General features: G+C 69.3%; 24 protein-coding genes. 12 read left to right on the forward strand and 12 right to left on the reverse strand.

The window, feature by feature from the left end:
• Positions 1-205 precede the first annotated feature (205 nt).
• Positions 206-2923, forward strand: a complete 2718-nt coding sequence (locus A3CU_RS0123590; RefSeq protein WP_027944393.1) for a LuxR C-terminal-related transcriptional regulator — start codon at positions 206-208, stop codon at positions 2921-2923.
• 91 nt (positions 2924-3014) lie between these two features.
• Here A3CU_RS0123590 and A3CU_RS0123595 read toward each other — a convergent pair whose 3' ends face one another.
• The 5 genes from A3CU_RS0123595 to A3CU_RS0123615 all read right to left on the reverse strand — a co-directional run bounded on the left by A3CU_RS0123595 (position 3015) and on the right by A3CU_RS0123615 (position 8929).
• Entirely contained in the window at positions 3015-3383 is a 369-nt protein-coding gene (locus A3CU_RS0123595) for a nuclear transport factor 2 family protein (protein WP_027944394.1), read from the reverse strand.
• 508 nt (positions 3384-3891) lie between these two features.
• Positions 3892-4101: a formate dehydrogenase subunit delta gene (locus A3CU_RS0123600; RefSeq protein WP_027944395.1), complete on the reverse strand. Its 210-nt coding sequence runs from the start codon at positions 4099-4101 to the stop codon at positions 3892-3894.
• Positions 4102-6912, reverse strand: a complete 2811-nt coding sequence (gene fdhF, locus A3CU_RS0123605) for a formate dehydrogenase subunit alpha (protein WP_027944396.1) — start codon at positions 6910-6912, stop codon at positions 4102-4104.
• Positions 6909-8456, reverse strand: coding sequence for a formate dehydrogenase beta subunit (locus tag A3CU_RS46250; RefSeq protein ID WP_043842268.1), 1548 nt, complete (start codon positions 8454-8456; stop codon positions 6909-6911). The genes fdhF and A3CU_RS46250 overlap by 4 nt, the downstream gene beginning before the upstream one ends.
• Positions 8453-8929 carry a formate dehydrogenase subunit gamma gene (locus tag A3CU_RS0123615; RefSeq protein ID WP_027944397.1) on the reverse strand — a complete coding sequence of 159 codons (477 nt, stop codon included), beginning with the start codon at positions 8927-8929 and terminating at the stop codon, positions 8453-8455. The genes A3CU_RS46250 and A3CU_RS0123615 overlap by 4 nt, the downstream gene beginning before the upstream one ends.
• 204 nt (positions 8930-9133) lie before the next feature.
• Between A3CU_RS0123615 and A3CU_RS0123620 the strand changes: the two genes are divergently transcribed.
• On the forward strand, positions 9134-9595 hold the full coding sequence (locus A3CU_RS0123620) for a GNAT family N-acetyltransferase (RefSeq protein WP_027944398.1): 462 nt from the start codon (positions 9134-9136) through the stop codon (positions 9593-9595).
• 144 nt (positions 9596-9739) lie between these two features.
• Here A3CU_RS0123620 and A3CU_RS46255 read toward each other — a convergent pair whose 3' ends face one another.
• Complete coding sequence (locus A3CU_RS46255) at positions 9740-10225, reverse strand: hypothetical protein (protein ID WP_211246493.1); 486 nt, start codon at positions 10223-10225, stop codon at positions 9740-9742.
• A 77-nt stretch (positions 10226-10302) separates the two neighbouring features.
• The gene (locus tag A3CU_RS46260) at positions 10303-10530 is read right to left on the reverse strand and encodes a nuclear transport factor 2 family protein (protein ID WP_052372039.1); all 228 of its coding nucleotides are present in this window, start codon (positions 10528-10530) and stop codon (positions 10303-10305) included.
• A gap of 86 nt (positions 10531-10616) precedes the next feature.
• On the opposite strand from A3CU_RS46260, the gene A3CU_RS0123635 reads away from it, so the two are divergent.
• The 3 genes from A3CU_RS0123635 to A3CU_RS0123645 all read left to right on the forward strand — a co-directional run bounded on the left by A3CU_RS0123635 (position 10617) and on the right by A3CU_RS0123645 (position 13901).
• Entirely contained in the window at positions 10617-11201 is a 585-nt protein-coding gene (locus A3CU_RS0123635; RefSeq protein WP_027944399.1) for a TetR/AcrR family transcriptional regulator, read from the forward strand.
• A gap of 91 nt (positions 11202-11292) precedes the next feature.
• The gene (locus tag A3CU_RS0123640) at positions 11293-12045 is read left to right on the forward strand and encodes a thioesterase II family protein (RefSeq protein WP_027944400.1); all 753 of its coding nucleotides are present in this window, start codon (positions 11293-11295) and stop codon (positions 12043-12045) included.
• 245 nt (positions 12046-12290) lie between these two features.
• Complete coding sequence (locus A3CU_RS0123645; RefSeq protein WP_027944401.1) at positions 12291-13901, forward strand: acyl--CoA ligase family protein; 1611 nt, start codon at positions 12291-12293, stop codon at positions 13899-13901.
• Between the two features lie 14 nt (positions 13902-13915).
• On the opposite strand, the gene A3CU_RS0123650 is transcribed toward A3CU_RS0123645, so the two are convergent.
• Complete coding sequence (locus A3CU_RS0123650) at positions 13916-14485, reverse strand: TetR/AcrR family transcriptional regulator (protein ID WP_027944402.1); 570 nt, start codon at positions 14483-14485, stop codon at positions 13916-13918.
• A gap of 165 nt (positions 14486-14650) precedes the next feature.
• On the opposite strand from A3CU_RS0123650, the gene A3CU_RS0123655 reads away from it, so the two are divergent.
• From A3CU_RS0123655 to A3CU_RS0123665, 3 genes are read left to right on the forward strand one after another with little or no spacing between them, the layout of a single operon-like run.
• On the forward strand, positions 14651-15103 hold the full coding sequence (locus A3CU_RS0123655) for a (2Fe-2S)-binding protein (RefSeq protein ID WP_027944403.1): 453 nt from the start codon (positions 14651-14653) through the stop codon (positions 15101-15103).
• Positions 15090-16061 carry an FAD binding domain-containing protein gene (locus tag A3CU_RS0123660; RefSeq protein ID WP_027944404.1) on the forward strand — a complete coding sequence of 324 codons (972 nt, stop codon included), beginning with the start codon at positions 15090-15092 and terminating at the stop codon, positions 16059-16061. Before A3CU_RS0123655 ends, A3CU_RS0123660 begins: the two co-directional genes overlap by 14 nt.
• Positions 16058-18217, forward strand: coding sequence for a xanthine dehydrogenase family protein molybdopterin-binding subunit (locus A3CU_RS0123665; RefSeq protein WP_027944405.1), 2160 nt, complete (start codon positions 16058-16060; stop codon positions 18215-18217). Before A3CU_RS0123660 ends, A3CU_RS0123665 begins: the two co-directional genes overlap by 4 nt.
• 126 nt (positions 18218-18343) lie before the next feature.
• Here the strand turns inward: A3CU_RS0123665 and A3CU_RS0123670 are convergent, their stop codons facing one another.
• On the reverse strand, positions 18344-19024 hold the full coding sequence (locus A3CU_RS0123670) for a VC0807 family protein (protein WP_043842271.1): 681 nt from the start codon (positions 19022-19024) through the stop codon (positions 18344-18346).
• A gap of 44 nt (positions 19025-19068) precedes the next feature.
• On the opposite strand from A3CU_RS0123670, the gene A3CU_RS49985 reads away from it, so the two are divergent.
• Complete coding sequence (locus A3CU_RS49985; RefSeq protein ID WP_156960517.1) at positions 19069-19905, forward strand: PaaX family transcriptional regulator C-terminal domain-containing protein; 837 nt, start codon at positions 19069-19071, stop codon at positions 19903-19905.
• A 74-nt stretch (positions 19906-19979) separates the two neighbouring features.
• Here the strand turns inward: A3CU_RS49985 and A3CU_RS0123680 are convergent, their stop codons facing one another.
• Entirely contained in the window at positions 19980-20510 is a 531-nt protein-coding gene (locus A3CU_RS0123680; protein WP_027944408.1) for a TetR/AcrR family transcriptional regulator, read from the reverse strand.
• 88 nt (positions 20511-20598) lie between these two features.
• Between A3CU_RS0123680 and A3CU_RS46270 the strand changes: the two genes are divergently transcribed.
• Both A3CU_RS46270 and A3CU_RS46275 read left to right on the forward strand, forming a co-directional pair.
• A complete protein-coding gene (locus tag A3CU_RS46270) occupies positions 20599-22137 on the forward strand; it encodes an MFS transporter (protein WP_052372040.1) in 1539 nt (512 codons plus the stop codon).
• A 9-nt stretch (positions 22138-22146) separates the two neighbouring features.
• Positions 22147-23055 (forward strand): LysR family transcriptional regulator, encoded by a 909-nt coding sequence (locus A3CU_RS46275; RefSeq protein WP_052372042.1) that lies wholly within the window; start codon positions 22147-22149, stop codon positions 23053-23055.
• A gap of 3 nt (positions 23056-23058) precedes the next feature.
• Here the strand turns inward: A3CU_RS46275 and A3CU_RS0123695 are convergent, their stop codons facing one another.
• The gene (locus A3CU_RS0123695; protein ID WP_084143638.1) at positions 23059-24282 is read right to left on the reverse strand and encodes a GAF domain-containing sensor histidine kinase; all 1224 of its coding nucleotides are present in this window, start codon (positions 24280-24282) and stop codon (positions 23059-23061) included.
• Positions 24279-24941: a response regulator transcription factor gene (locus A3CU_RS0123700; RefSeq protein WP_027944410.1), complete on the reverse strand. Its 663-nt coding sequence runs from the start codon at positions 24939-24941 to the stop codon at positions 24279-24281. The genes A3CU_RS0123695 and A3CU_RS0123700 overlap by 4 nt, the downstream gene beginning before the upstream one ends.
• A 276-nt stretch (positions 24942-25217) precedes the next feature.
• Here A3CU_RS0123700 and A3CU_RS0123705 point away from each other — a divergent pair, with 276 nt between their 5' ends.
• Positions 25218-26162, forward strand: a complete 945-nt coding sequence (locus A3CU_RS0123705) for a phosphoribulokinase (protein ID WP_027944411.1) — start codon at positions 25218-25220, stop codon at positions 26160-26162.
• Positions 26163-26177 lie beyond the last annotated feature (15 nt).

The raw sequence follows: 26177 nt of genomic DNA on the forward strand, positions 1-26177 counted from the left end.
GCTTGACGTGGACGTCAACGCAAGTCCGGCCGGGCGTGCGGCCCTAGTATTCGCCAGCCCGCCGCTTTCATGCGGTTTGTGGTGACCTGGGTGGAATGCCTGTCCGGCAAAGGGAAGCGCCGTCGATGACGAGCGACGGGGCCGGATACCGTGCACGAGCCGGCGGAAACCGTCGGCGTGGTCCGGGACGGGAGGGGGAGAAGCGATGCTGTGTGGCCGCGGCGAGGAGCAGGCGGTCATCGACCGGCTGCTGGCCGGTGCCCGGTCGGGCAGCAGCGGCACCCTGGTCGTCCGCGGCGAGCCCGGTATCGGCAAGACCGCGCTGCTCGAGTACGCGGTCGCCTCGGCGAGCGGGATGCGGGTGCTCCGCAGCGCCGGTGTGGAGTCCGAGGCCGAACTCCCCTTCGCCGGGCTGCACCTGCTGCTGGGCGGCGCGCTGGACTGTCTGCCCCGCCTGCCCGGCCCGCAACGGCGGGCGCTGGAGGGGGCGTTCGGGCTGGCGTCCGCCCAACCAGGCGACGGGCTGTTCGTAGGGCTCGCCGTGCTGTCGCTGCTTTCCGAACTGGCCGAGGACGGGCCCCTGCTCTGTGTCGTCGACGACGCCCAGTGGCTGGACCGGGCATCCGCCGGAGCGCTGCTGCTCGCCGCCAGACGGTTGCACGCTGAGGGCGTCGCCCTGCTGCTCGCCGCCCGGGACGGCGAGGACACCGCCATCGCCCCGGGGCTGCCGGAACTGACCCTCACCGGGTTGAGCGCCGTCGACGCCGCGGCACTGCTCGACGCACAAGGCGGTGAGCTGGCCGCCGGCGTCCGGCACCGGGTGCTCACCGAGTCCGGCGGGAATCCGTTGGCGCTGCTGGAACTTCCGGCAGCGTTGGCCGGCCAGGGCCACGGCGGAGCGGTTCGGACCGGCAGCCTTCCGCTGACCACGCGGCTGCGCATCGCGTTCCACGGTCAGGCCAGCAGGCTGCCGCCGGCCACGCAGACCATGTTGCTGCTCGCCGCGGCGGGTGGTGATGGCCTCGGTACCATCCTGCGCGCCGCGGCATCCTTTGGTGCCGGGCTCGCCGACCTGGCGGCAGCGGAACGGGCCGGTCTGGTCCGGGTCACCGACCAGGCCGTGACGTTCCGCCATTCGCTGGTGCGGGCGGCGGTGTACCAGGGAGCGCCGCTTGCCCGGCGGCTTGCGGCACACGAGGCGCTGGCCGAGGTCCTCGACACGCCGGCGGAAGCCGACCGCCGTAGCTGGCATCTCGCCTCGGCCGTGACCGGGCCGGACGAACAGGTTGCCACCGAACTGGAAGGCGCCGCGGTCCGCGCAGGGCAGCGCAGCGGATACGCCGCCGCGGCCGCGGCGTATGCGCGCGCCGCCCAGCTCAGCGTCGATCCGATCGCCTGCGCCCGACGACTCACCCTGGCCGCGGAGGCCGCCGGCGAGGTCGGGGATCTGGACTATGCCCGGGAACTGGCCGAGCGCGCGGCCGGCCGCGGCGACGACACCGCACTGCTGGCCAGGCTGGCACACGTACGCGCGGCGGCCGACTTCGGGCAGGGCGCGCTGCACGCCGCCTTCGCGCAGCTGTGTACCGGCGTCGATCTCGTCTCGAACGACGAGCCACATCGGACGCTGTGGATGCTGACCGACATGGTCTTCCTGTCGTGGCACGCCGACGACCGGGACCTGGCCGCCACCACCGGTGCCCGGCTGGACTCCCTGCCGCTGCCGGCCACCGATCCGCTGGCGCCCCACCATGACCTCCTGCGCTGGCTGGTCGTGCTGGCGTCGGACCGGCCGGCCGACGGCCTCCCCCGGCTTCCCGACGTGATGGCACGCGCCGCCCGTACGGCGTCGGCCAACCTGCGGGGTCTGCTGCTGACCGTGGCCGCCGCCCTGGTCGTCGGGGACGATGCGCGCGCCGCCGAGTTGGCGGCCGCGGTGAGCCGGACCGCGCGGCACCAGGGCAGGATCGGTCTCCTCGCACCCGCGCTGGTCTACCTGGCCTGGACCCGGTTCACGCTGGGCAACCACCGCGACGCGCTGACCATGGCGGCCGAGGCGGCGCGGATGGCCCAGGACACCGAACAGCACGAGTGGCACAGCCAGGCGAACTCGGTGCTGGCCTGCCTCGCCGCGGTGACCGGTGACCAGCAGCGCTGCCGGGAAACGGCGAAGGTGGCGATCCGCGACGCGACCACCCCGAACTCCATCGGCGCGCTGGCCGGCCGGTGGGCACTCGGACTGCTCGAACTCGGGCTGGGCCGGGCCGGGACGGCACTGGCCCACCTGGAGACCTTCACCCAGGGCACGCTGCGTTGCCAACTGCCGATCATCCGCAGCACACCCGATCTCATCGAGTCCGCCGTCCGCCTCGGCGAACCGGCACGCGCCGCCGAACCCTTCGACCGGCTGGCGGCGTTCGCCGCGCACTCCGGGCAACCTTGGCTCAACGCACTCGTCCTGCGCTGCACGGCGTTGCTCGCGACCGACGAGGACGCCGAGCAGCACTACCTCGGGGCGCTGGCGCTGCGCGACGACAACCACCCGATGGACGCCGCCCGTACCCAGCTGCTGTACGGGGAATGGTTGCGCCGGGCCCGCCGCCGCTCGGACGCCCGCCGGCACCTCCGCGAAGCCCTGCACACCTTCGACCGGCTGGGCGCGGAACCCTGGGCCGACCGCGCCCGAGCCGAGCTCAACGCCATTGGCGGTGCCGCCGCGACCGGCCGGGCATCCGGCGCGCTGGCCGGCCTCACTCCGCAGGAGTTGCAGATCGTGCGGCTGGCCGCCTCCGGCATGTCCAATCGCGACATCGCGGCGCAACTGTTTCTCAGCCCCCGCACGGTCGGCTACCACCTGTACAAGGCATACCCGAAGCTCGGGGTGACCTCGCGGGCGGAGCTGCCTGCCGTGGCCGGGGACTGACCCGGCCCGATGGTCCCCACCGACGGCGGGAGACCACCGGGCCGCAGCAGGCCGGCGCGCCGCTCAGCTCAGAAGCGTTTTCGCTCGTGGCTCAGGCTTGGCCAGGAACCTTGTCCAGGAACCCGTGCACCTGCCGGATCCTGCCGTCCTCGGTGAGCGCGACCACGTCGAAACCGACCACGATCGGCTCGGCGCCGGCCGGCCCGAGGTTCCAGGTGAACCGGGCCACGTCGTGGTGGCCGTCCACCGATCCGCCGAGGGTGAACACCATGCCGGCGAACTGCGCCTGCACCGCCGCCAGGGTGGCGTCGATGGCATCCCGCCCCTCCGCATCGACGAGCGGGTCGACGTAGCGTCCGTCCACTGTGTATAGCTCGTCGACCAGCGCGCGGCGGGCAGCCGGGTCCGTCTCGTTCCAGGCGGCGAGGTAGCGCTGGGCAATACCGGTGTAGTCCGTCATCACGTTCGTCCTGTCCAAAGTGTCGATCTCTGACAGCCAGGACGCTACGGACCGCTCGACGGCGGCGAATCAGTCAACGGTTCAGTAGTTCGGGCGCCGGTTCACCGTCGGATCAGTACCGCCCGCAGACCCCCAAAAACCGGACGAGGCCCGCTTTTGGTGGAGCCGGAGCGACAGGTGGCGGGTGCGAGTCCGGTGGCCAGTTCGCGGACGTTGGCGATGTCGGACGAGCCGATGCCCCAAGACCCGTGCCGCAGCCGATTTCGAGACAGATTCCGCTGCCGTCGCCGAGAAGATCGCGCAGCGCACGGCCAATGCCGAGCGGGTCGTGACCCGGTGTCCCGAGCTCCAACCGCTGGGCGCTGAGGAACTGCTCCTCATACCAATCCGCGATCTCGTCGTATGCCGCCGTCGCCACCACACCATTGGACCCTCGCGGTGGCCGCGGACGCCACAGATTCCGCCAGTGGCGAAACCACCGCGCGGTTGATTCCGGACGATTCTGGGGTCAAAGGAGTTTGGTGGCTTCGAGTGCCAGCGGATCGAACGAGCCGGGATCGCTTTCCGCTTGGTGGAGGAGATCGGCGCGCATCCGCGGGTCCCAGAACTGGCGGATGTGCGCCGCGATCGCCGTCGCCGCGGCCTTGGCGTCCTGGTGGTGGAACTGGACCGCGATCTCGTTGGCCAACCGGACCTGGGGAGAGGTGGTGGTGTCCATTCAGTCCACCAGCGCCGGTTCGCTCAGCTGGTCGCGTTCGGGTCGCCCGGCCGAGGTTCTGAGTCCGACTTGGACCGCGGTGACCTTGTATTCGGGGCAGTTGGTGGCCCAGTCGGAGTTCTCCGTGGTCACTACGTTCGCGCCGGTCACTGGATGGTGGAAGGTGGTATAGACGACCCCGACCGGCATCCGGTCGGAGATCACCGCGTGGAGCGTGGTCTCGCCGACCCGGCTGGTCAGGGTCACCTCGTCGCCGGTGGTGATGCCGCGTTCTTCGGCGTCGTGCGGGTGGATCTCCAGCACGTCCTCCGGATGCCACGCGACGTTGCCGGTACGGCGGGTCTGCGCGCCGACGTTGTACTGGCTCAGGATCCGGCCGGTGGTCAGGATCAGCGGGAACCTTCGGGTGCTGCGTTCGCTGGTCGGCACGAACGGGGTCGGCACGAACCTGCCCTTACCGCGCACGAAGGTGTCGACGTGCATGGTCGGCGTGCCCTCGGGCGCGGCGTCGTTGCACGGCCACTGCACGCTGCCCAGCTTGTCGAGCTTGGCGAAGGAGACCCCGGCGAAGGTCGGGGTGAGGGCGGCGATCTCGTCCATGATCTCGCGCGGGTGCGCATAGGTCATGGGGTAGCCCATCGCGGTCGCGATCTCGCAGGCGACCTCCCACTCGTGCTTGCCGCTGCGCGGCGCCATCACCGGCCGGACGCGGTTGATGCGGCGCTCCGCGTTGGTGAACGTCCCGTCCTTTTCCAAGAAGGACGTGCCGGGCAGGAACACGTGCGCGTACTTGGCGGTCTCGTTGAGGAACAGGTCCTGAACCACGACCAGTTCCATGGCCGACAGCGCCGCGGTCACGTGCTGGGTGTTGGGGTCCGATTGCGCGATGTCCTCGCCCTGCACGAACAAGCCACGGAAGGTGCCGGCGACGGCGGCATCGAACATGTTGGGAATGCGCAGTCCCGGCTCCGGTTCGAGGCTGCGGCCCCACAGGTCCTCGAACACGCCGCGCACCGCGTCGTCGGAGATGTGCCGGTAGCCGGACAGTTCGTGCGGGAACGAGCCCATGTCGCACGAGCCCTGCACGTTGTTCTGGCCGCGCAACGGGTTCACCCCGACGCCCTCGCGGCCGATGTTGCCGGTGGCCATGGCGAGGTTGGCCAGGCCCATCACCATGGTGGAGCCCTGGCTGTGCTCGGTCACCCCCAGCCCGTAGTAGATCGCCCCGTTTCCACCCGTGGCGTACAGCCGTGCGGCGGCGCGCAGCTCTTCGGCGGGGACACCGGTGATCGGCTCGGTCACTTCCGGGCTGTTCTCCGGGCTCGCGATGAACTCCGCCCAGGCGTCGAACTCCTCGCAGCGGTCGTCCACAAAGGACCGGTCGACCAGGCCCTCGGTGACCACGACGTGCGCCATCGCGTTGATCACGGCGACGTTGGCCCCCGGCTTGAGCTGGAGGTGATGGCTGGCCTCGATGTGCGGCGAGCGGATGAGGTCGATCCGCCGCGGGTCGACCACGATGAGCTTCGCGCCCTCGCGCAGCCGGCGTTTCATGCGGGAGGCGAACACGGGATGGGCGTCGGTGGGGTTCGCGCCGATCACCACGATCACGTCGGCCTTGGCGACCGACCGGAAGTCCTGCGTGCCCGCCGACGTGCCGAAGGTCTGCTTCAGGCCGTAGCCGGTGGGGGAGTGGCAGACCCGCGCACAGGTGTCGACGTTGTTGTTGCCGAACGCGGCGCGCACCATCTTCTGCACCACGTAGACCTCTTCGTTGGTGCAGCGCGAAGACGTGATGCCGCCGACCGCGCCGACCCCGTACCGTGCCTGGAGTTCGCGCATCTTGTCGGCCACATAGCCGATGGCGGTATCCCAGTCGACCTCGCGCCATTCGTCGTCGATGGTGTCGCGGACCATGGGGTTGAGTTTGCGGTCGGGGTGGGTGGCGTAGCCGAAGGCGAACCGGCCCTTGACGCACGAGTGGCCCTCGTTGGCGTCGCCGTTCTTGTACGGCACCATGCGCACCAGTTCGTCACCGCGCAACTCGGCCTTGAACGAGCAGCCGACCCCGCAGTAGGCGCACGTGGTGATCACGCTCCGGCTCGGCATCCCGAGGTTCACCACGGACTTCTCCTCCAGCGTGGCCGTCGGGCAGGCCTGCACGCAGGCGCCGCAGGACACGCATTCGGAGTCGAAGAACAGCTCACCGGCGCTGGCGGAGACCTTCGAGTCGAACCCGCGGCCCTCGATGGTCAGCGCGAGGGTGCCCTGGATCTCGTCGCAGGCCCGCACACACCGTGAGCACACGATGCACTTCGACGGGTCGAAGTCGAAATACGGGTTGCTGGTGTCGGTCTCCGCGTCGAGGTGGTTGGCGCCTTCGTAGCCGTAGCGCACCTGGCGCAGCCCGACCCGTCCGGACATGTCCTGCAGTTCGCAGTCCCCGTTGGCCGAGCAGGTCAGGCAGTCCAGGGGATGGTCGGAGATGTAGAGCTCCATCACGCCTTGCCGGAGCTTTTCCACCCGCGGGGTCTGCGTGTGCACCTTCATGCCCTCGGCCACCGGGGTGGTGCACGACGCGGGGGTGCCGGGGCGGCCGTCGATCTCCACCAGACACAGCCGGCACGAACCGAACGCCTCCAGCGTGTCGGTCGCGCACAGCTTCGGCACTTCCACACCCGCCAACGCCGCTGCGCGCATCACCGAGGTACCTTCCGGCACGGTCACCGGCTGGCCGTCGACCTCCAGGTTGACGGTGTCGGGTCCCGCCTTGGCCGGGGTGCCCAGGTCCGGCTCCTTCAACAAGCTCATGAGCCCTCCTTCGCGGTGAAGTCCTCCGGGAAGTGCAGCAGCGCGCTGCGCACCGGATTCGGGGTCAGCCCGCCCATCGCGCACAGTGACCCGTCGGTCATCAGCTCACACAGATCGTTCAGCAGTGCAAGATTGCCCTCGGCGTCCTGACCGGCGACGATCCGGTCGATCACCTCGACGCCACGTACCGATCCCACCCGGCACGGAGTGCATTTGCCGCACGATTCTTCGGCGCAGAATTCCATCGCGAACCGTGCCATCGCGGCCATATCGACGGTGTCGTCGAAGACCACGATGCCGCCGTGCCCCAGCATCGCGCCGGCCTCGGTGAAGGCTTCGTAGTCCATCGGCAACTCGAACTGCGACACCGGAAGGTACGCGCCCAGCGGCCCGCCGACCTGTGTGGCACGCACCGGCCGGCCGGAGCGGGTGCCCCCGCCGTAGTCGTTGACCAGCTCGCCCAGCGTGATCCCGAACGCGGTCTCGAACACGCCGCCACGGGCGATGTTCCCCGCCAGCTGAAACACCTGTGTGCCCCGGGAACGCCCCACACCCAGACCCTGGTAGGCGGCGGCGCCGTCGGCCAGGATCGCCGGCACGCTGGCCAGCGTGAGCACGTTGTTGATGATCGTCGGCTTGCCGAACAGGCCGGTGATCGCCGGGATCGGCGGTTTGGGCCGCACCATGCCCCGCTTGCCCTCCAGGCTTTCCAGCATGGAGGTCTCTTCGCCGCAGATGTAGGCGCCCGCGCCGACGCGCACGAACAGGTCGAAGGAGAGCCCCGAACCCAGAATGTTCTCGCCCAACCAGCCCGCTTCGCGGGCCAGGTCGATGGCCCGGCGCAGGGTCGCGATCGCGTCCGGATACTCGGACCGGAGGTAGATGTAGCCCTCGCGCGCCCCGACCGCGTATGCCGCGATCGTCATGCCTTCGATGAGACAGAACGGGTCGCCCTCGATGAGCATGCGGTCGGCGAAGGTGCCGCTGTCGCCCTCGTCGGCGTTGCAGCACACGAATTTCAGCTCGCCGGGGGTCTGCGCGACCGTCTTCCATTTGATCCCGGCCGGGAACCCCGCGCCGCCCCGGCCGCGCAGTCCGGACTCGGTGACCTCGGCTACGACCTCGTCGGGGTCACGGTCCAACGCCGCGCGCAAGCCGGTGAGCCCGCCATGCCGCACATAGTCCTCAGTGGACAGTGGATCGGTGACGCCGACTCGGGCGAAACACACCCGCTGCTGGTCACGCAGCCACGGCAGCTCCTCGACCACGCCTTGGCACAACTCGTGGTCGGCGCCGTCGAGCATGCCCGCGGCGACCAGCTCACCTATCCTGTCCGCGGTTACCGGCCCGTAGCCGATCCGGCCGCGATCGGTCTCGACCTCGACGAAGGGTTCGAGCCACAGCATGCCGCGAGAACCGTTACGGACCACGGTGACCGGCCGGTCCGCCTCGCGCGCCAACGCGGCCGCTACCTCGTCGGCACCCACCGACAACGCGGCAGAGTCGCGAGGAACGTAGACCCGCACCTGCGAAGAATCCGTCATGACCCCGCCGTTTCCGTCGCCAGCAGATCATCCAGCCGGGCCCGGTCCAACCGGCCGTGGAGTCGGCCGTTGAGCTGCCCGGCCGGGCCGAGCGCGCAGTTGCCGAGGCAGAACACCTCGTCCAGCGACACCGACCCATCCGGTGTGGTCTGCCCGGCCTTGATGCCCAACACCTGCTGGGCGTGGGCGAGTAGGTCTTCAGCGCCGACCGACTGACACGCCTCGGCGCGGCACAACCGCAGCCGTGTCCGCCCGGCGGGTTCGGTCCGGAAATCGGCGTAGAAGCTGATCACCCCGTGCACCTCGGCGCGGGACAGGTTCAGCTCCGCGGCCAGCAACCCCACCACTTCGCGGTCTATGTAACCGAACTCGCCCTGAATATCGTGCAGAATGGGTAACAGCGCGCCGCGCTCATCCCGATGTGCCGCGACGACGGCCCGCACGCGCTCGGCAAGCGCTGGACTACCCGGCATGCCGCCTCCACTCCGAGGTTCGGTCTCCTGGACGGTCGGTCCCATACTGTATGCAAACGTACCTCGGATCTTACCCCTGCGAAAGAGGCGTTTCCCGGCGTTGTCCAGCCCACCGCCTGCCGCCCCCAGGCAACCTGGTTTTCGCAGTTCAACGGGGCTGCCGGTGGTCTCCGCGGGAACACTCGTCTGCGATAGTCATGCGCTGTGAAGAGTGATGACGTCGTGCTTCGGCGTGCCGGTGACTCCGATGCGATCGACATGGCCGCCGTGTGGTTGCGGTCCTTCGCTGCCGCGCTGCCGACAGTGCGTCGCGCACACGACGATGACGAGGTACGGAACTGGTTCTCCCAGGTGGTCGTGCCACAGCAGGAAGCATGGGTTGCGGTCGCCGGGGCCTCCGTGGCCGGGCTGCTGGTGCTGGCGGACACGGAGTTGGAGCAGCTCTACCTCGACCCGTCCTGGCGTGGCCGGGGACTCGGCGACCGGTTCATGGCCTTGGCCAAACACCGGCGTCCCCAAGGCTTGGAACTGTGGACATTTCAGGTCAACGAACCGGCGCAGCGGTTCTACCGGCGGCATGGTTTTGTCGCGGTCGAGCGCACTGACGGACTGCGTAACGAGGAACGTGAGCCGGACATCCGCTATGTCTGGCGACCTCAGCGGTAAATCGGTCACGCGGTCACCGGCAGCGGGCGTGCGCTCCTCATCGGGTCACGCAGTACACCGACATCTCCTCAGCAGGCAAGCTGACTGGGCCGCTGGTTCTCGCAGGACGAGTTGGACAGGAGTAATGACGGCGTCGAGCCGTCATTACGGTCTGGTTTCTTCGAGTTTCTGGATGATCGGTGCCACGAGTTCGTTCAGTTCTCGCACCAGGACCGTGACCGCGCGGCGTGCCGTCTCTTCCACGGCATGACGCGGATCGTCCGGCGCGGGCGGTAGGCCGTCGAACGGTATCGGTGCCTCGATGAGCAATGACGCTCGCAGGTATGGCGTCGTGGCGATGTCTCTCGGCGTGGGGTGCACGAACTGGCCGAACAGGTTGGGCCAGTTCTGCCAGTTCCGATCGCGGCACCAGTCCCTCGGCCAGGCGAGGGCAGCCGGCCACGGCGACACCAAGGTCAGCTGCGCGGTCAGGGTGCCGTCCCACTCGTTTCGGATACAGGCCGCGTCCAGGATTCGGCGATGCCACCGCACATAGCCGGGGCACAGCGATGGAGGAACGCTCAGGCGCCATGCGGTGCAGGCGAAAGCGATCGGCGCGATGTCGCCGAATGAACCGGCGAACTCCTCCACGTTGTGGCGAGTGTGCGCGTCATAGCGAGACGCTCTGCCGCTATCGATCCACAGCGCCTGCGACGCCCACAATGCGGTCACTGTCTGGGCGACATCGCTTCGGCCATGGCCAGAACGTTCTGATATTCACGCCAGTGAACAATCCGGCCGTCGCGGGCGGTGAGTACTCCGATGAATCGCGCGGCGCCCCGGGGTCCGTTCTCCACGCGTGCCACGAGTTCGTACTCGACCACGATCACGTCGGGGTCGGTGGTGTGATGGATCAGCACCGGGCCGGTTGCCGGTGCACTGGTCGATCCGGGCATGTAAACCCCTTAACATGAGTGATGACTCAGTTACGATAATGAGTCACCACTCAGGTTGTCAACGAGAACAGGGAATCGGTGGCAGGATGTCAGCGCACAAACCCGTACCAGCCAGCGGAAAACCGGTCCGGGCGGACGCTCAGCGCAACCGGGCCCGGATCCTGGCGGCGGCCGAGGCGGTCTTCGCCGAAGGGGGACCGTCGGCGTCCACCGAAGAGGTCGCCCGGCGGGCCGGGGTGGCGATCGGCACCGTCTTCCGGCATTTCCCGACCAAGAAGGACCTGCTGGCCGCGATCGTCAAGGAACTCATGGAGCGGCTGACCGCCGAGGTGAACTCCCTGGTCGAAGTCGGCGACCCGGCGACGGCCTTCTTCGAGTTCTTCACCCGGGTCGTCGAGCAGGCGGCGGCGAAGAAGTCCGTCGTCGACCTGCTCGCCCAGGCCGGTGTCGATCTCGACGTCGCCAAGCCGGTCAATGCGCTGCGGCAGGCCATCGGCGCACTGCTGGCCGGCGCGCAACGGGCCGGGGCCGTCCGGGACGACGTCCAGCTCGCCGAGGTGATGGCGTTGCTCACCGCCACCAGCCAAGCGGCCCTCCGGTCGGGGTGGAGCCGGAAACTCCAGCACCGCGCCCTCGCGGTCATCTACGCGGGGCTACGTTCCGCGAAGTGAGCGACCCGGCCGGGATCTCGTCGGAGCCTCCGCGCCCGGGGGCGCCGTGGCAACATTCCGGTGTGACTTTCCGGCCGAGCGGAGGTAGACGATGGCAGCTCCGGCGAGTGCGCACGGGGACCTGTGGTTCCGGCGGTTCGAACCCGCCCCGGACGCCCAGGTCCGCCTGGTATGCCTGCCGCACGCGGGTGGCTCGGCGAGCTTCTACCTGCCCATGGCGCGGGCGCTGGGCCCGGCAGTCGAGGTCCTGTCGGCGCAGTACCCGGGTCGGCAGGACCGCCACCACGAGCCCTGCATCCGCGATCTCGGCGTGCTTGCCGACGAGCTGTTCGCCGCGCTGGGACCGTGGGCAGACCGGCCGCTCGCGATCTTCGGTCACAGCATGGGGGCGGCACTGGGGTTCGAGCTGGCGCGCCGCATCGAGACCGCCGGCGCTGCCGAGCTGGTGCGGCTGTTCGCCTCCGGCCGGCCCGCGCCGTCTGTGCAGCGGAACGAGAACGTGCACCAGCGCGACGACGACGGCCTGCTCGCCGAGCTGAAAGCGTTGAGCGGCACCGATTCCCGCGTCCTCGACGACGAGGAGCTCATGGAGATGGCGTTGCCCGCGATCCGCGCCGACTACGAGGCAGTAGAGACCTACCGTTACGCGGATGGCCCGAAGCTGCGCTGCCAGGTGACCGTGCTCGCCGGTGACGACGACCCCGTGGCGCCCCTCGACGAGGTCCGCCAGTGGCGTGCCTACACCGAGGCCGAGCTGGACTTCCACATCTTCCCCGGCGGCCACTTCTTCCTGGCCGACCATCAGGACGCGGTGATCGGCCTCATCCGGGATCGCCTGGCCTGATCGCTGATGCCCGGATGGCGGCGCGAGCTGCCGATCACTCCTGCACGGCTCCTCGACGCGTAACTCGCTGGGGTTGAGCGGGGGGTCATTGATCGTCCTCTAGCGGACGGACGCCGTCCGTGGCGATCGCCTTGCCGAGGGTTACGGCTGCGGCAGGTGTTTCCGGACAAGAGCGCTGGCCCGCGTCCGGATCCGGCACGTGGAACGGCTTGTTCGGCGGGCCGCGCCCCACAACGATGAGGGGCATGGCCGTCACAGCTGACACCTGGTTCACGCCGCTCACCCCGCTGGCCTTCCTGGAACGGTCCGCCGAGGTCTTCCCCGACAAGGAGGCGATCGTCTACGGTGAGCGCCGCCTGACATACCGTGAGTTCGCGGCGGAGGCGACCCGGGTCGCGCACGCGCTGCGCGCCTGCGGGGTCGGTCCGGGCGATCGGGTGGCGTACCTGTTGCCCAACATTCCCGAGATGCTGATCGCCCACTTCGCCGTGCCGCTCGCGGGCGCGGTGCTGGTGGCGATCAACACGCGGCTCACGGCGGCCGAGATCCGGTACATCCTCGAGCATTCGGGCGCCAAGGTGCTGGTGGTGGATGCCGCGTTGCACGGCTCCGTGCCGCCGGGCGTGGATCTCGCCGAGATCGTGACGGTGCTCGATCCGGCGTCGGGGGCCTCGCCGGATCCGGGCGTCGGCGGGATCTCCTACGGGGAACTGCTGGCGCGCGGCGACGATCGCCCACTGCCGTGGACGGTCGACGACGAGCGCGGCACGATCTCGATCAACTACACCTCGGGCACCACCGGGCGGCCCAAAGGGGTCATGTACCACCACCGGGGCGCGTATCTGAATTCGCTCGCCGAGATCGTGCATTCCCGGCACACCCCGGAGTCGCGCTACCTGTGGACGTTGCCGATGTTCCATTGCAACGGCTGGTGCACGCCGTGGGCGGTGACCGCCATCGGCGGGACGCACGTGTGCCTGCGAGCGATCGACGCGGCGGAGATCTGGCGGCTGATCGATGCCGAGCGGGTCACGCATTTCAACGGCGCGCCGACGGTGCTGGTGGCGATCACCAACCACGAGGGGGCGCATCCGCTCACCCGGGAGATCGTGGTGACCACCGCGGGTGCGCCACCGTCGCCGACAGTGATCCGGCGGATCTCGGAGTTGGGCGCCCGGCTCACGCACGTGTACGGCCTGACCGAGACCTACGGTCCCTACACGGTGTGCGAGCCGCAGGAGGGCTGGCTCACGCTGGATGTCGCCGCGCGCAGCAAGGAGATGTCGAGGCAGGGTGTCGGCATGATCGTCACCGACGGGGTACGGGTCGTCGACGAGCAGATGCGGGATGTGCCACGAGACGGTGTCACGATGGGCGAAGTCGTGATGCGTGGCAACAACGTGATGTCCGGGTATTTCAACGATCCGGCGGCGACTGAAAACGCTTTCCGCGGCGGGTGGTTCCACTCCGGGGATCTGGGTGTCTGGCACCCCGACGGATACATCCAACTGCGCGACCGGGCCAAGGACATCATCATCTCCGGCGGAGAGAACATCTCGACGATCGAAGTGGAGAGCGCCATCGATTCGCATCCCGCGGTGCTGGAGGTCGCCGTGGTCGGCATTCCGGACGAGAAGTGGGGCGAGCGTCCGAAGGCGTATGTGGTTCTCCGCAAGGATTCCTCGGCCGGGGTTGAGGAGTTGCTGGAGCACGTGCGGGGACAGATAGCGAAGTACAAGGTGCCGGATGTGATCGAATTCGTGCCGGAGTTGCCGAAGACCTCGACGGGCAAGATCCAGAAGTTCCAACTCCGCGAGCGTGACTGGCGCGGCCACGAGAGCCGCATCCACGGCTGACCGCCTCGCGCCGGTCAGTCCGTGTGCATACCTCGCCAGAGGAGGTCGACAAGGCTCACCGTCTGACTCCGCCAGTCGCCGTCGGGGTCGACGTAGAGCAGGCCGCCCAGTCCGCGCAGGACCGTCTCCGGGTCGAGGTCGGCACGGACGGTTCCGGCCTCGACGTTGGCCTTCAGCAGCGTGGAGACCGCGTCGACCACGGTCTGGTAGGCGTTCGCGGGCAGTTCCCCGCCGGACACCGTCGCGACGCGAAGGGCGTTGGCCAGGCCACGCTTGGTCATCATGTAGTGCGCGAGGTGATCGGCCGTCCAGATGCGGAAAGCCTGTTCCGGGCTGTGCTTTTCGAGCAGGCGTGGCACGACCTCGACCAGGTGCCGCACCTCGCGCCGGTAGACCGCCAGGATGAGCGCTTCGGGGGTGGGGAAGTGCCGGTACACCGTGCCGACGCCCACTTCGGCCTGCTTCGCGATGGCGTTGAACGAGACCTCGCCCGAGCCGGCCAGCGAGTTCGCGGCGGCGGCGAGGATGCGCTCGTGGTTGCGCCGGGTGTCCGCGCGCCGGGGGCTGACCGATCCCGTCGTCATCGTCCCTCCCGTCTCGTCCGCCTTGAAATCTACCGCTGCACCTGGAGTGGCTCCGGGGTGAGGGCATCCGTTGCGAAGCGGATTGTTATCCGCTAGCCTCGGCGACGACGCCGAGCGGATGAGTATCCGGTACAGCTCGGTGACGATCTGCGGGAAAGAGATCCGGTGGACATCTCACTCGAAATCAATGGTAAGACCGAACACCTGAGTGTCGATCCCGGTGTGACGCTGCTGGACGCGTTACGGGAGCGCCTCGACATCACCGGCCCGAAGAAGGGCTGTGACCGCGGCCAATGCGGCGCCTGCACGGTGCACGTCGGCGGCCGGACCGTGCTTTCGTGCCTCACCCTGGTCGCCACCGTGAAACAGCCGGTCACCACGGTGGAAGGACTGTCCACACCGGACCGGTTGCATCCGGTCCAGCAGGCGTTCGTCGACTCAGACGCCCTGCAGTGCGGGTTCTGCACGCCGGGGCAGATCATGTCGGCCGTCGCCGCGGTGCGGCAGGGCGTCGAGGACGTCCGGGAGTTCATGTCCGGCAACATCTGCCGCTGCGCGGCATATCCGAACATCGTCGCGGCAGTCGAACAAGCGAGGCAGGCCGATGCGTCCCTTTGAACTCACGGCACCAGCGACCGTCGAGGCCGCGCTCGCCTCGCCGGGCACGTTCCTGGCCGGCGGGACGACCCTCGTCGACCTGATGAAGCTCAATGTCCTTACCCCACAACATGTCCAGGACATCAACGGGTTGCCGTTGCGTGGCATCGACACCAGGGACGGGTTGCGGATCGGCGCGCTGGAACGGATGAGCGACATCGCCGAGCACCCGGGGGTGTATCCGGTGATCTCTCGTGCCTTGTTGTCGAGCGCTTCCCAGCAACTCCGGAACATGGCCAGCATCGGCGGAAACCTCCTGCAGCGCACCCGCTGCACGTACTTCCGCGATGTCGCCATGCCCTGCAACAAACGCCGGCCCGGCAGCGGATGCCCCGCGATCACGGGCGCCAACCGGATGCACGCCGTGCTGGGCACGAGCGAGAAATGTGTGGCGACGCACGCCAGCGACGTGGCCGTCGCCCTGGTCGCACTCGGCGCGGAGATCCGGCTGGCCAGCGCCGGCCGAACCCGCACCGTCAAGCTGGCCGACTTCTACCGCACGCCGGGTGAGACTCCCGAGGTGGAGAACGACCTGCGCCCCGGCGAACTGATCACCGAGGTGCTGGTCCCGCGACTGGACTGGGCGTCGCGTTCCACCTACGTCAAGGTGCGGGACCGGCAATCGTATGAGTTCGCGCTGTGTTCCGTCGCGGTCGCACTGGACATCCAGGACTCGCGCATCGTCGACGCCCGGGTGGCGGCCGGGGGAGTGGCGACCGTCCCGTGGCGGTTGGTCGCGGTCGAGGCCGCACTGCGAGGTGCGCCCGTGGCCCTGGAGTCCTTTGAGGACGCCGCGTCCGTGGCGGCCGATGGCGCCCGGCCGTTGTCCGCGAACGGGTTCAAGGTTTCCCTGCTGAAGCGGACCATTGTCCGCGCATTGCTCGAACTCACCGGACTGACCGAGGAGAGCCATCGATGAGCAGCCGGGTGGACGCCCCGCTGAAGGTTACCGGCCGGGCCAAGTACGGGGCGGACAACAACTTCCCGGGCATGGCCTACGGATACGTCGTGCTCAGCACGATCGCCCACGGCGAGATCGAAGCCATGGACGTGACGGCCGCGAAGAGCGCTCCCGGAGTGATCGGTGTGTACTCGCCGTTCGACCCTCTGGAGTTACGCCCGGCGAACCTCCCGATGTTCGGCGAAGCGTGGGTTCCCTTGCAGGACAAGGAAGTCACCTACTACGGCCAGCCGATCGGCTTCGTGGTGGCGGAGACCTACGAACAGGCCCGGGACGCGGCGATGCTCGTCGAGGTCTCCTACCACGCTCGGCCGGCGCTGACCTCGCTGGCGGATGGCCTTGCCTCGGCCGAGGATCCGCCCCCAGGGGGCCGGGAAGACTCGGCGTCCTTCACCGTCCTGGCGCCCGGAGTCGAGTCCATTGAGGACGCACTGGCCGCAAGCCCGGTGGTCGTCGAGGCGACCTACGCCACCGCGACCCAGCACCACGCCGCCATGGAGCCACATTCCGCGGTCGCGGTGTGGGACTCCGGCGAACTGACCATCTACAGTGGAAACCAGGCGTCCGACCTCCTGGCACTGGACCTGGGCAGCGCACTGGACGAGGAGTCGGTCCGCGCGGTGAATCCGTTCGTGGGCGGGGCTTTCGGCGGCAAGGCCCGCGCGTCCGCGCCGGCGCTCCTGGCCGCCGCCGCGGCCAGGGTCCTCGGCCGTCCGGTCAAGGCCGTGCTCGGCCGGGAACAGGTCTTCACCGCGACCGCGGGCCGCGCCGCGACGGTCCAGAACATCTCCCTCGGCGCGGACGCCACCGGCACCCTGATCGCGCTCCGCCACGACTCGTGGTGCAGCACGGCGGCGGACCGGTCGTTCGTCGAACCGACCTCGCACGGCTCGCGAGAGTGGTACGCCGCCCAGAACCTGGCGATCAGCCAGAAGATCGTGCCGCTGAACATCCCACCGACCACGTTCATGCGGGCGCCGGGTGAGGCACCCGGCTCCTTCGCGCTGGAGAGCGCGATCGACGAGCTCGCGGTCGCACTGAACATGGATCCGATCGAGTTGCGTCTGCGCAACAACTCGACCGCACCGCTCGGCAAGGATCTGCAGTGGTCGAGCAAGCATCTCGACGAGTGCCTCCGCATCGGCGCGGCCCGGTTCGGCTGGGCGAACCGCTCGCCACACGGCCACACCGACGGTGACTGGCTCGTGGGGCTGGGCATGGCCACCGCGATGTTCCCCGCCCTGCGGTTCCCGGCCACGGTCGAGATCTGTCTGCAGGCGGACGACACGGCGGTGGTCGCGACCAGCGGAGCGGACCCGGGAACCGGCCTGTTGACCGTGCTTTCCTTGGTGGGAGCCGAATCACTGGACATCTCGCCCGAGCGGATCACACCGCGGCTGGGCGACTCGGCGTTCCCCGCCGGTGGCATGTCCGGCGGCTCGACCGCCACGGCGAGCGCGGGTACGGCCATCATGATCGCCGCGGCCAAGGTGATCGATGAACTGCTGGCGCTGGCCTCGTCGGCAGGCGCACCGTTCGACGGAATGGAGGTCACGTACGCGGAGGGTCGCGTGCTGGCCGGCGGCCGGGCGATGACGTTCGGCGAACTGCTGCGGGCGCTGCACCGCTCGTCGATCTCCGCGACCGGTTCGTCCGCCCCCGGTGAGGAGTTGACCAAGCACTCGTTCAGTTCGTTCGGCGCCCAGTTCTGCGAGGTCCGCGTGCACCGGTGGACACGCGAAGCCCGCGTGTCCCGCATGCTCGGCGTGTTCGACTCCGGCCGGATCATCAACGAAAAGGCGGCTCGCAGCCAGATCGTCGGCGGCATGATCTGGGGCGTGTCGGCCGCGCTCCACGAGGGCCTGGAGATCGAGGCGAACGGCCGCCTGGCCAACGGTGACTTCGCGGGCTACCTGCTCCCGGTGAACGCCGACATTCCCGATGTGGACGTCCACTTCGTCGAGTACCCGGACACACTGCACAACGCCGTCGGCGCGAAAGGACTCGGCGAGATCGGTGTCGTCGGCATGGCGGCAGCCGTCGCCAACGCCGTTTACAACGCCACTGGCATCCGGGTCCGCCACCTCCCCATCGCCATCGAGGATCTCCTGTAGGAGGTCTGAACACGGCCGGTTCCGTCACCTGCACGGAACCGGCCTTTTTTCACGGGTGCGGAAGGGACGTGCGGAATTCGTGGCTGGAGCTGACGGCATCGGCCCCGGCGACCACCTGGCAGCGGTTTATTGGACGGCCTGTTGGCGTCGCCGTTCGCCGGATCGTTTGCCGTACACCGCGGTGCCCATCACCAACCCCGCCATCACCACATACGGCACCACGTTGGTGATCACCACCATGGTGTCCACCGACAGCAGGTAGGTGAGTGCGATGCACACCGCCGCGGTGAGGAACACCGCCACGCCCCACACCACGGTCAGCATCCGCTGCGAACGCCGGAACCCCGGGTACTGCCAAAGCCCGTTCCACCAGTCGATCCGTGCCGGGTCGCCGTTCGTGGCGAACCGGCGACCGAAGTAGAACATCAGGGGCCGGGGCGCAAGCAGCGACGCGAGCAGCACCAGCCCGAACAGCCCGAAGCCCGCGGACTCCTTCACCAGCACCAGCCGTGGGCTGTTGAACGCGAGCATGCTGATCACCCCGACCGCGATGAACACCAGCACCATCAGGCCGAACTCGTCCACCCGCCGGTCCTTGAGCAGCCGGAAGACGATCTCCACCGCCGGCCACACGCCGCTGAGCAGTAGTGCCGGCACTTGACCGACGCCGCGATCGGCCAGCACGTCGTAGGTGACAATGGGTAACGCGATGTTGAAGACAACGGTGACGATCCACCCGACTGCAATGGCAGCGCCACTACTCGCGCGAGCCCGCGGTGGAACCTGCTCTGGAGCCTGCTGCGGCATGCTCACGTCGACGCCTCCCAGGAGTTGCAGAAAGAATAACGCTCGTGAACAGTAGCGCAACTTATCCCGAGCTTGAAACAGGGGAACGCGGCCGCTCCATCGGGCTGGTGCCGTTCCTGTTCGGCCTGGCCGGCACGCAGTCTGTGCCCGCGAAGGTGATCAACCACCTGCTGGTCGATCTCGGTATGTCGGCGGCGGCCGCGAAGGCCCAACTGGCCCGGATGCGCCAGCGCGGCCAACTGACCGCGACCCGGCACGGCCGCACCGTCGACTACCAGCTGGCCGGCCCGTTCGGCGAGTCCTTCCACCGGATCCGCTCCGGCATGGGCGCTTCGCCACCGGAGTGGCGGGGCTCGTTCCATGCGCTGCTGTACCAGGTGCCCGAGTCGGCACGGGCGTTCCGCGACCATTTCCGCCGCAACGCGTTGCTGGTCGGCTACGGTCTGCTCCAGCAGGGTGTGTTGATCGCGCCGGCCGACCGCACCGAGTCCCTGGCGGCCATTCTGGCCCGCCGTCCGTCGGCCGCCACGATCTACCCGGCCACCCTGCACCTGGCGCTGCCCGATGCGCGCAGCGCCGCCGCCGCGGCGTGGGCGCTGCCCGAGATCGAGCAGCGCTACTTGCGGCACTGCCACGACCTGCGGGAGGCGCTCGCCCGCTCGGCTCGACCGGAGCCGGGCGCGGCGGCCCTGCGCCGGTTTGCCGAACTGGTCAACGGACCGATGATCGACACCCTGCTGGCGCCGAGCCTGCCCACCGAGCTGCTGCCGAAGGACTGGCCGGGTCGTCAACTGTTCGAGCTGATCGGAGAGGTCAACGATCGCTACGGACCCGCAACGAGCCGCTATGTGCGTGATCTGATCGAGCAAGCCCGCAGCTAGTCGGCCGCAGGCTGGTCGCCATCGAGGACCGCCCGAGCTGGGCGGGTCGCGCGACCTGGCCGGCGTCCGCAGGGTCAGGTCGCGCCGAGGCGGCGCAGGACCTCGGGTAGGCGCTCCAGCAACGGTTGCGGGGCCGGTCCGCCCATCGTCGCTCGCAAATAGAGCCCGTCACCGAGCACGCTGACGATCTCGGCGGTCAGCGGGTCGTCGATGTGCTCGGCCAGCAGGGCCGTCCAGCGCCGGCCGACTTCGACCATGGTCTCGGCTACCTTCGACTCGCTGCTGAGCAGGCGCAGCACGGCAACCGAGCAGCGGTGCCCCGGGTTGTCCATGCTCGCGTCGGTGACCGACGACCGGAGGTAGTACTGCAGCACGCCCTCGGGCGCCGTGCGGGCGTGCTCGATGTCGGCTGCGGTCAGCCGTAGCAGGCGGTCGAGAAGGCCGTTGAGCAGGGCGTCCTTGGAGCCGAAGTGGTACAGCAGGCCGCCTTTGGACACCTTGGCTCTCGCCGCGACGGCGTCCAGCGTGACGGCGGCCGAACCGCTCTCGATGAGGATCTCCTGAAAGGCGTCGAGGATCTGCTCCCGCGCTGATGGTCGTCCCATACCCTTTGACTATACCGTCCGGACGGTATAGTTTTGCAAGGACGGTTACTATACCGTCCGGACTGTTCAGTTAGAAAGGGAAGAGGGAATGACGACAACGGGTCGCCGGCACTGGATCGCTTTGGCGGTGCTGGTGCTGCCCGTGCTGCTGATGAGCGTCGACATGACCGTGCTCGGGTTCGCCCTGCCGTACCTGAGCGAGGACATCGGGCCGAGCGGCGCCGAGCAACTGTGGATCGTCGATATCTATTCGTTCGTGCTCGGCGGGCTGCTGGTGCTCATGGGCACGCTGGGCGACCGGATCGGGCGGCGCAAGCTCCTGCTCTCCGGCGCCGTGGTGTTCGGCGGCGCCTCGGTGCTGGCGGCGTTCGCCACGAGCCCGGCGCTGCTCATCGCCGCGCGGGCGCTGCTCGGGGTCGGCGGGGCGACGCTGATGCCGTCCACGCTGTCGTTGATCCGCAGCATCTTCACCGACTCCGCGCAGCGCCGGGTCGCGATCGCCGTGTGGGGCGCCGGGTTCTCCGGCGGCATGGCCGCCGGCCCGGTCGTGGGCGGCTGGCTGTTGGAGCACTACTGGTGGGGCTCGGTGTTCCTGATCAACGTGCCGGTGATGCTGGTGCTGCTCGTCGCCGGACCGTTGCTCCTGCCGGAGGCGCGGGACCCGGCGCCTGGCCGTTTCGACCCGATCTCGGCGTTGTTGTCGCTGGCGGCGATCCTGCCGGTGGTCTTCGGGATCAAGCGATTCGCCGCGCACGGGGCCGATCCGTTCGCGGTCCTTGCCGTGCTCGCGGGGCTCGTGTTCGCCGTCGTGTTCGTGCGCAGGCAGCGCGGGCTACCCGACCCGATGCTCGATCTCACGCTGTTCCGGCATCGCGCGTTCAGCGTTTCGGTGCTGACGAACATGCTCGGGGTGTTCGCGCTTGCCGGGCTCCTTTTCCTGGTTCCGCAGTACCTTCAGCTCGTGCTGGGGCTGCGCCCGATGACAGCGGCGCTGTGGCTGCTGCCCACCACCGCGGCGGGTGTCGCCGGCTCGCTTGCGGCGGCGCGGCTGGCGCGACGGGTTCAGTTGCCCTGGCTCATCGGCGGCGGGTTGCTCGCCGGAGCCGCGGGATTCCTGGTGCTCGTGCAGATCGGTGTGGACGGTGGCCTGGCGATGCTCGTGCTCGGCCTGGTGCTGGTCGGTTTCGGCGTGCCGCTGTCGGAGACGCTCACCAACGACCTCATCATCACGGTGGCTCCTCCCGAACGTGCGGGTGCGGCCTCGGCGATCTCCGAAACCGGCTACGAGCTGGGCGGCGCGCTCGGTACGGCGATCATGGGCAGCATCGCGGCCGCCGTCTACCGGGCGGGTGTGCCCGTCGACGCCGGGGATGCCGCACGCGAGACCTTGGGCAGCGCCGTCGCCACCTCCGCCCACCTGCCGGCCGAGCAGGCCGCGCCGCTGCTGGCCGCGGTCAGGGAGGCGTTCGTGCACGGGCTGCAGGTCAGTGCGGTCGGGGGCGCGGCCCTGCTCGCCTTCGCGTCGGTGCAGGCGATGGTGCTCCTGCGCCAGGGCCGCACCGAGTCCGGACGCGACGAGTCCGGCACCGCCGGGGAAGGGCTGGCCACGCAGGCAGGTGCTCGGTAAGACGAGGGGATGACAACCACAGCGAGACTGCGCGCCTTCGTCACCGTGGCCGACACCGGTTCGGTGCGTGCCGCGGCGGCCCGGCTGGTGCTGACCGAATCCGCGGTGTCGGCGGCCATCGGTGCGCTCAGCGACGAGGTGGGCGTACCGATGGTCGAGCGGGACGGGCGGGGCGTGCGGCTGACCCCATCGGGGGTGACCTTCGCCGGGTACGCCCGCGCCATCCTCGGCCTGCACGACGAGGCGTTCTCCGCGGCCAGGGGGGACATCGACCCGGCACGCGGTCAGATCCGGCTCGCCGCGGTGACCACCGCCGCCGACCACCTGCTGCCAGCCGCGCTGGCCGGTTTCCGCGGCGAGTATCCGGAGGTCGAACTCCGGCTGGACGTGGGGACGAGCGAACACGTGTGGGCGCTGCTGGACAGCCACGCGACCGATCTGGTCATCGCCGGGAGACCGCCACGCGGCACGTCCGACGTCGTGATTCGCGCCGTACGGGCCAACGAACTCGTCCCGGTCGCCGCGCCGTCCGTCGCCGCGACGTTCGAGGCGGGCGCGACCACGTGGTTGATGCGCGAGGCCGGTTCCGGCACCCGGTCGACGTGCGAAGCGCTGCTCACCGGCCTGGAGGTCGATCCGCCGCGCCTGACCCTCGGCTCCAACGGCGCGGTCGTCGCCGGCGCGGTCGCCGCCCTGGGCGTCACCCTGGTGTCCCGCGACGCGGTGGCGCGCGAACTCGCCGCCGGCGAGCTGGTGACCGTGCCGCTGGCGGGTACGCCGCTGCGCCGGCCGTGGCATGCGGTCACCCACCGCAGAACTCCGGCGAGCGTCGACCTGCTGGTGGCGCACTTGCTCGCCGGCCGTGACTGGCGGCGGCAACGCGGTTCCCTGGCGCGTTCCACCGCCAGGGGGAGATGAGCGCTACCGGATCGGAACCCGGGCGGTGATCGTGGTCCCCAGGCCGGGACGGGAGGTGACCTCCAGACGGCCGCCGATGATTTCCGCCCGCTCGGCCATGCTGATCATGCCGTAGCCGCCGGACGCGGGGTCGTCGCCGAAGGACATCCCGTCCCGGTCGAAGCCGCGGCCGTCGTCGCTGACCCGGAGCCGGACCTCACCTTCTTCGCGCCGCAGCCTTAGGTGTGCGGCCCGGGTCCGGGCATGCTTGACGACGTTCTGCAGCGCCTCCTGTGCGATGCGGTACAGGGCGATCTCGGCGTGTTCCGGAAGCGGGCAATCCTCGACGTCGACCACCACGTCCAGTGCATCGAGCGAGCGCGCCAGGCTGGTGAGGCTGTCCGCGAGCCCCAGATCGTCCAGTACCGGCGGCCGCAGGCCGTTGATCGCCGCTCGGGCGTCGTCGAAGGTGCCCTCGGCGAGCTCCCGCGCCCGGGCGAGCTGCGCGCCGGCGAACTCCGACGAGTCGGTCAGCGCGCCGGCCGCCGCGTCGAGGTGGAAGCGGAGGCTGACCAGCCGCTGGGTGATGCCGTCATGGATATCCGCGGCGAGCCGGCGCCGCTCGGTTTCTTGCGCGGCGATGACCTGCTCGGTGAACCGCTCGTGCGCGCGCTCGCGCGCGGTCAGCCGGCGGTGCAGGCGAGCCTGGTGAACCGCGCCCGCGAGCAGGCTGCCGATCGAGGTGAGGAGCCGGATGTCCCGGTCGGTGAAGTCGCGCCGGTTCCGGGTGTGCACGTTGAGCACACCCACCAGGCCACTGGGTTTGCTCGACATCGGCACCGACACCATCGACGTGTAGTCCTCGCCGCGTAACTGCGGGAAGTACCGGTAGCGTGGGTCCCGCTCCTTGTGCTCGACGAGGACGACGGGCTCGCCGCGGCTCGCCGCCCACCCGGCCACTCCCTCCCCGAGCGGCAGCCGTACCTGCCCGACCTGCTTGTCGAACGGGGGCGTCGCGCCGGCCAAGGTGAGAGACCGGCCGGAGTCGTCGAGAACGTGGACGAAGCAGACGTCGGTGTTGGTGGCGGCGGCGATCAGCGGCGCCACCCTGGCCGCCAGCAGCGTCAGCTCCGGCCCGGCGGAGATGGCTTCGATGATGCCGACCAGCAGCGCGTTCTCGCGTTCCAGGTCGGCCAGGCCAAGTCCTTGCCGCACCGCTGGGCCGCGACCCGACCCGGGGCTGCTCATCGGAAGATTCCCTCGCGCAGCGCGGTGGCGACCGCGCCGGCGCGGTCGTTGACCTCGAGCTTGCGGAAGATCGCCCGCACGTGGCTTTTGATGGTCTCCTCGCCGAGCACGAGCCGGGCGGCGATCGCGCGATTGGACAGGCCGGCCACCAGGTAGCCGAGGACCTCGCTCTCGCGCTGGGTCAGGCTCAGGTGCGCGCCCGGCCAGAACTCACCGGCCTGCAGGCGGGCCGCGGACGCGACGGCACGCCCGGCCATCGTCGGGTCGACCACCTTTCCGCCGTCCGCGACGAGTTCGAGCTGGCGCACCAGTTCCTCGCCGCTGACCGACTTGAGCAGGTATCCTGCCGCGCCCGCCCGCATGGCCTGGAAAAGGTACTGCTCGTCGTCGTAGGCGCTGAGCAGGACCACCTTGCGGCCCGGGTCGGCTTCGATCAGCCGACGGCACAAATCCAGCCCGCTCATGGAGCCGCGCAGCCGCACGTCCGCGACCACGACGTCCGGGTCGAGGGTGGTGACCAGGGCCTGGGCCTCGGTCGCGTCGAGCGCCTGACCGACGATTCGCACCCGGCCGCGAAACCGTCCCAGCACGGCCTTGAGTCCTTCGAGGACCATCGCGTGATCGTCAACCACCACGACCCGCAATGGCTGGCTGTTCATGTCTGGAGTTTACGCGCCGGACACGCCTTTCCGGCGCGCCGCGAAATCCCCCGCCCGCACCCCCGTGCGGGGGATCGCAGCGCCACCGCCCAGATTTACCTTCGGTGCACGCTGTGTTGTTCGGAACGTGTTCGGGTAGCCAGGCCGTGACTTTGGTCGTCGGCCGCCGGTTGACCACGATGGCGGCCTGCCTCCCCGCCCACGTGCAGCGTTGTGCTGGGTCAGCAAGCGTGCTCGTCTCACGTTTTGAATAGCCCGCTAGGGGATGGAGATCGCATGTCGCACAAGCAGATTCGGATGGAGCGTCTCGATAGCGACCGCGCCCGGCGGCCGGTCATGGTCGCCGTAGCCGGGGACAGCGCGGCCGGCAAGACCACGATGACCGAGGGACTGGCCGAAGCGCTGGGCTCCGAGCGGGTCACCACGCTGTGCGTCGACGACTACCACCGTTACGACCGGTCCGAACGCAAGAACCTGCCGTTCACCGCGCTCCACCCCGACTGCAACTACGTCGAAATCATGGAGCAGCACCTGCAACTGCTCGCGACCGGCCGGCCCATTCTCAAGCCGGTTTACGATCACCACACGGGTCAGCTGACGCGGCCCGAACTGGTCGAGCCGCACGAGTTCGTGATCGTCGAGGGCCTGCTTCCGTTGCACACCAAGCTGAGCCGCGCGTGCTTCGACATCTCCATCTATCTCGACCCGCCCGAGGAGATCCGCCGCGAGTGGAAAGTCAAGCGGGACACCGCGAATCGCGGCTACTCCACCGAAGCGGTGCTCGACGAGTTGGTGCGGCGCGAGCTCGAGTCGGCGGCGTTCATCCGCCCCCAGCGCACCCACGCCGACATCGTCGTCCGGTTCGCTCCGATCGCCGGCCGGCACGATCCCCCCGGCACCCCGCTGTCGGCGGAGCTGATGCTGCGCCCCACGGTCCGGCACCCGGACCTGACCTGCGTGCTGGCCGACTCCGAACCGCGGGCGATCCACCTCAAGCTCACCCGTGATTCCGACGGGCGCCCGGTCGACACCCTGCACATCCACGGGTACGCGCCCCAAGAGGAAACCGTCGTCGTGAAGAAGGCCATCTGGGAATGTCTCGGGGTCGACGCCGGGGAAGCGCCGGTGACGCTGGGCAGCCTCGGCGGCGACGCCCGGAGCGAACCCCTTGCCATCACACAGCTTCTGCTGCTGTACCACCTGCTCGATCCGACCCGCTGACCGTGGTCGTCCGGG

Source organism: Amycolatopsis taiwanensis DSM 45107, assembly GCF_000519205.1.
Taxonomy (GTDB): Bacteria; Actinomycetota; Actinomycetes; order Mycobacteriales; family Pseudonocardiaceae; genus Amycolatopsis_E; species Amycolatopsis_E taiwanensis.

Excerpts from the sequence above, each read along its gene's own strand:
- A3CU_RS0123590 (WP_027944393.1), top strand. The coding sequence starts at position 206 with ATGCTGTGTGGCCGCGGCGAGGAGCAGGCGGTCATCGACCGGCTGCTG.
- A3CU_RS0123595 (WP_027944394.1), bottom strand. The coding sequence starts at position 3,383 with ATGACGGACTACACCGGTATTGCCCAGCGCTACCTCGCCGCCTGGAAC.
- A3CU_RS0123600 (WP_027944395.1), bottom strand. The coding sequence starts at position 4,101 with ATGGACACCACCACCTCTCCCCAGGTCCGGTTGGCCAACGAGATCGCG.
- fdhF (WP_027944396.1), bottom strand. The coding sequence starts at position 6,912 with ATGAGCTTGTTGAAGGAGCCGGACCTGGGCACCCCGGCCAAGGCGGGA.
- A3CU_RS46250 (WP_043842268.1), bottom strand. The coding sequence starts at position 8,456 with ATGACGGATTCTTCGCAGGTGCGGGTCTACGTTCCTCGCGACTCTGCC.
- A3CU_RS0123615 (WP_027944397.1), bottom strand. The coding sequence starts at position 8,929 with ATGCCGGGTAGTCCAGCGCTTGCCGAGCGCGTGCGGGCCGTCGTCGCG.
- A3CU_RS46260 (WP_052372039.1), bottom strand. The coding sequence starts at position 10,530 with ATGCCCGGATCGACCAGTGCACCGGCAACCGGCCCGGTGCTGATCCAT.
- A3CU_RS0123635 (WP_027944399.1), top strand. The coding sequence starts at position 10,617 with ATGTCAGCGCACAAACCCGTACCAGCCAGCGGAAAACCGGTCCGGGCG.
- A3CU_RS0123640 (WP_027944400.1), top strand. The coding sequence starts at position 11,293 with ATGGCAGCTCCGGCGAGTGCGCACGGGGACCTGTGGTTCCGGCGGTTC.
- A3CU_RS0123645 (WP_027944401.1), top strand. The coding sequence starts at position 12,291 with ATGGCCGTCACAGCTGACACCTGGTTCACGCCGCTCACCCCGCTGGCC.
- A3CU_RS0123650 (WP_027944402.1), bottom strand. The coding sequence starts at position 14,485 with ATGACGACGGGATCGGTCAGCCCCCGGCGCGCGGACACCCGGCGCAAC.
- A3CU_RS0123660 (WP_027944404.1), top strand. The coding sequence starts at position 15,090 with ATGCGTCCCTTTGAACTCACGGCACCAGCGACCGTCGAGGCCGCGCTC.
- A3CU_RS0123665 (WP_027944405.1), top strand. The coding sequence starts at position 16,058 with ATGAGCAGCCGGGTGGACGCCCCGCTGAAGGTTACCGGCCGGGCCAAG.
- A3CU_RS0123670 (WP_043842271.1), bottom strand. The coding sequence starts at position 19,024 with ATGCCGCAGCAGGCTCCAGAGCAGGTTCCACCGCGGGCTCGCGCGAGT.
- A3CU_RS0123680 (WP_027944408.1), bottom strand. The coding sequence starts at position 20,510 with ATGGGACGACCATCAGCGCGGGAGCAGATCCTCGACGCCTTTCAGGAG.
- A3CU_RS46270 (WP_052372040.1), top strand. The coding sequence starts at position 20,599 with ATGACGACAACGGGTCGCCGGCACTGGATCGCTTTGGCGGTGCTGGTG.
- A3CU_RS46275 (WP_052372042.1), top strand. The coding sequence starts at position 22,147 with ATGACAACCACAGCGAGACTGCGCGCCTTCGTCACCGTGGCCGACACC.
- A3CU_RS0123695 (WP_084143638.1), bottom strand. The coding sequence starts at position 24,282 with ATGAGCAGCCCCGGGTCGGGTCGCGGCCCAGCGGTGCGGCAAGGACTT.
- A3CU_RS0123700 (WP_027944410.1), bottom strand. The coding sequence starts at position 24,941 with ATGAACAGCCAGCCATTGCGGGTCGTGGTGGTTGACGATCACGCGATG.
- A3CU_RS0123705 (WP_027944411.1), top strand. The coding sequence starts at position 25,218 with ATGTCGCACAAGCAGATTCGGATGGAGCGTCTCGATAGCGACCGCGCC.